This is a genomic window from Pantoea sp. Pa-EAmG (genome assembly GCF_030024295.1).
In the GTDB taxonomy this organism is placed as follows: Bacteria; Pseudomonadota; Gammaproteobacteria; order Enterobacterales; family Enterobacteriaceae; genus Pantoea; species Pantoea dispersa.
Window position 1 is genome coordinate 1 of sequence record NZ_JASEWO010000290.1, and the last position, 3,185, is coordinate 3,185.

Consider the following 3,185-nt stretch of genomic DNA (forward strand, 5'->3'; position numbering starts at 1 on the left):
AGGTATTTGCTGGAGCTTCCTCAACGGACAAATTATAATGTCTCGGATTAAAAAATCTAATACGTAACGACTTTGTATAAGTTGCAGTGTTACGCTGTCAATCCGGGTACGGAAAACCATGTCAAAACGCCTTCCGCCGCTTAATGCTCTTCGCGTCTTCGACGCTGCGGCCCGTCATTTGAGCTTCACCAAAGCCGCTGAGGAGCTGTTTGTGACCCAGGCGGCTGTCAGCCATCAGATTAAATCGCTGGAAGATTTTCTCGGTCTTAAGCTGTTTCGCCGGCGCAATCGTTCGCTGTTATTGACCGAAGAGGGTCAAAGCTACTATCTCGATATCAAAGAGATTTTTTCGGCACTGAACGATGCCACGCGCAAACTGCAGGCGCGCAGTGCCAAAGGGGCTCTCACCGTCAGCCTGTTGCCGAGTTTCGCCATTCAGTGGCTGGTTCCGCGCCTCTCCAGCTTTAATCTGGCTTATCCGGGCATTGATGTGCGTATCCAGGCGGTAGACCGTGATGAGGAGAAGCTGGCCGACGATGTCGACGTGGCGATTTTTTACGGCCGCGGCAACTGGCCCGGTTTGCGGGTAGAAAAATTGTATGCCGAATATCTGCTGCCGGTGTGCTCGCCGCTGCTGCTGACCGGCGACAATCCGCTCAAATCACCGGCCGATCTGGCGCATTTCACGCTGCTGCATGACGCCTCGCGCCGTGACTGGCAATCCTATATCCGTCAGTTGGGCTTGCAGCACATTAATGTTCAGCAGGGGCCGATCTTCAGCCACAGCGCCATGGTGCTGCAGGCGGCGATCCACGGCCAGGGCGTGGCGCTGGCCAATAACGTGATGGCGCAGAGTGAAATTGAGGCCGGACGTCTGGTCTGTCCTTTCAACGATGTCTTAGTGAGTAAAAATGCTTTTTATCTGGTTTGTCATGACAGCCAGGCAGAACTGGGTAAAATAGCCGCCTTTCGGCAGTGGATTCTGGAAAAAGCCGCAACTGAACAAGAAAAATTCCGCTTCCGCTACGATCACTAACGCGTTGCCTGCCGCACAGTGATGTGCGGTTTCACCTTGAGGATAAATGAATGTCCAGTCGTGCCATGTTTATATTTGCCGCCATCAGCGGCTTTCTGCTGGTGGCGTTTGGTGCTTTTGGGGCGCACGTGCTGAGCAAAGCGCTCGGCGCGGCCGAGATGGCGTGGATCCATACCGGCCTTGAATATCAGGCGTATCATACGCTGGCGATTATCGGTATTGGCGCAGCAATGCTGCGTCGCGCCAATATCTGGTTTTACTGGAGTAGCGCCGCGATGGCGCTGGGTATCGTCCTGTTCAGCGGTAGCCTGTATTGTCTGGCGCTGTCGCACCTGAAGTTTTGGGTGTTTGTTACGCCGGTTGGAGGCCTGTGCTTCCTGATTGGCTGGTTTTTGATGTTGATTGGCGCGCTGCGTCTGAAACGAAAGGCAGATCGCCATGAATAAAGTTTTACTCTATTGCCGCCCGGGATTTGAGAAAGAGTGTGCGGCAGAAATCAGTGCCAAAGCAGCGGAACGCGAAATCTACGGTTTTCCGCGTGTTAAAGATGACGCCGGTTACGTGCTATTTGAGTGCTATCAGCCGGAAGAGGCGGAAAAACTGATCGCCACGCTGCCGTTCGCAGAGCTGATTTTTGCCCGGCAAATGCTGGTGGTGGGCGAGCTGCTGCGCGATCTTCCGCCGGAAGATCGTATTACCCCGATCGTCGGCATGCTGAGCGGCGTGGTGGAGAAGGGCGGCGAGTTGCGCGTTGAAGTGCCCGACACCAATGAAGCCAAAGAGCTGACCAAATTTTGCCGCAAGCTGACGGTACCGCTGCGCGCCAGCCTGCGCGACAGCAAAATCCTGCTGAATTATGAGAGCAATAAACGTCCGGTAGTGCATGTGTTCTTTATCGCGCCGGGCACCTGCTACGTTGGTTATTCGCTGCCGCACAACAATTCGCCGTTTTACATGGGCATTCCGCGCCTGAAGTTCCCGGCCGATGCGCCAAGCCGCTCTACGCTGAAGCTGGAAGAAGCATTCCATGTGTTCGTGCCGGCCGATGAGTGGGACGAACGGCTGGGCAGCGGCATGTATGCGGTCGATCTCGGTGCCTGCCCCGGCGGCTGGACCTATCAGCTGGTGAAGCGCAGCATGTGGGTCTACGCGGTGGATAACGGCCCGATGGCGCCAAGCCTGATGGATACCGGACAGGTTACGCACTGCCGCGAAGACGGTTTCAAATTCCGCCCGCCGCGCAGCAACATCAGCTGGCTGGTGTGCGACATGGTGGAAAAACCGGTGCGCGTCGCCAGCCTGATGACCGAATGGCTGGTCAACGGCTGGTGCCGTGAGGCGATCTTCAACCTCAAGCTGCCAATGAAAAAGCGCTATGAAGAAGTTACGCAGAACCTGGCAATGATGGACGCGGCGCTGAAGGAGAAGGGCGTAAACGCGCAGATCCAGGCGCGCCAGCTGTATCACGACCGCGAAGAAGTGACCGTGCATGTGCGCCGGATTTGGGCGGCAGTCGGCGGACGGCGCGACGAACGCTAGTTCTGCTTCATACTTTGCACTATCGCGGCGTTGGCTGCACCTGCTTCATACTTTGCACTACCGCAGCGTTGGCTGCGCCTGCTCGCCCCGGTCACATACTGATGTATGCTCCCGGGGACTCCCAGGCTTGCCGCCTTGCGCTAGCACAAATTATTTCGCAGATTGGCTGCTTCGTATTAATGCAGGTAACTGCAGGCCGCATAACATTTGTAGCGGCGCGATTCATCGCGCAATAAATTGCGCCGCTACCAAAACCACAACCGGTGTGGAATGGGGCTGAAACCTGCCTGACCAGCTCGGGCTTGCCGTCCTGCGGTGGCACAAATTATTTCGCAGAACTTCTGCTTCATTCTTTGCACTATCGCGGCGTTGGCAGCGCCTGCTCGCCCCGGTCACATACTAATGTATGCTCCCGGGGACTCTCAGGCTTGCCGCCTTGCGCTAGCACAAATTATTTCGCAGAAATTAGCTGCACTGACCCGTAGCGGTCCGATTCATCGCGCAATAAATTGCGCCGCTACCAAAACCACAACCGGTGTGGAATGGGGCTGAAACCTGCCTGACCAGCTCGGGCTTGCCGTCCTGCGGTGGCACAAATTATTTCGCAGAA

3 protein-coding genes are annotated in these 3,185 nt (G+C 55.9%); all 3 read left to right on the plus strand.

Annotated elements, in window-relative coordinates; translation table 11 throughout:
• Positions 1-118: 118 nt before the first annotated feature.
• From QMM04_RS21730 to rlmM, 3 genes are read left to right on the plus strand one after another with little or no spacing between them, the layout of a single operon-like run.
• Positions 119-1,036: a transcriptional regulator GcvA gene (locus QMM04_RS21730; RefSeq protein ID WP_010616414.1), complete on the plus strand. Its 918-nt coding sequence runs from the start codon at positions 119-121 to the stop codon at positions 1,034-1,036.
• 50 nt (positions 1,037-1,086) lie between these two features.
• Positions 1,087-1,482: a DUF423 domain-containing protein gene (locus QMM04_RS21735; protein ID WP_021507384.1), complete on the plus strand. Its 396-nt coding sequence runs from the start codon at positions 1,087-1,089 to the stop codon at positions 1,480-1,482.
• On the plus strand, positions 1,475-2,575 hold the full coding sequence (rlmM, locus tag QMM04_RS21740) for a 23S rRNA (cytidine(2498)-2'-O)-methyltransferase RlmM (RefSeq protein WP_021507383.1): 1,101 nt from the start codon (positions 1,475-1,477) through the stop codon (positions 2,573-2,575). The genes QMM04_RS21735 and rlmM overlap by 8 nt, the downstream gene beginning before the upstream one ends.
• Positions 2,576-3,185: the final 610 nt, after the last annotated feature.

What these genes read in the sequence shown, in the direction of transcription:
- QMM04_RS21730 (WP_010616414.1), top strand. Translation starts at nt 119, where the DNA reads ATGTCAAAACGCCTTCCGCCGCTTAATGCTCTTCGCGTCTTCGACGCT.
- QMM04_RS21735 (WP_021507384.1), top strand. Translation starts at nt 1,087, where the DNA reads ATGTCCAGTCGTGCCATGTTTATATTTGCCGCCATCAGCGGCTTTCTG.
- rlmM (WP_021507383.1), top strand. Translation starts at nt 1,475, where the DNA reads ATGAATAAAGTTTTACTCTATTGCCGCCCGGGATTTGAGAAAGAGTGT.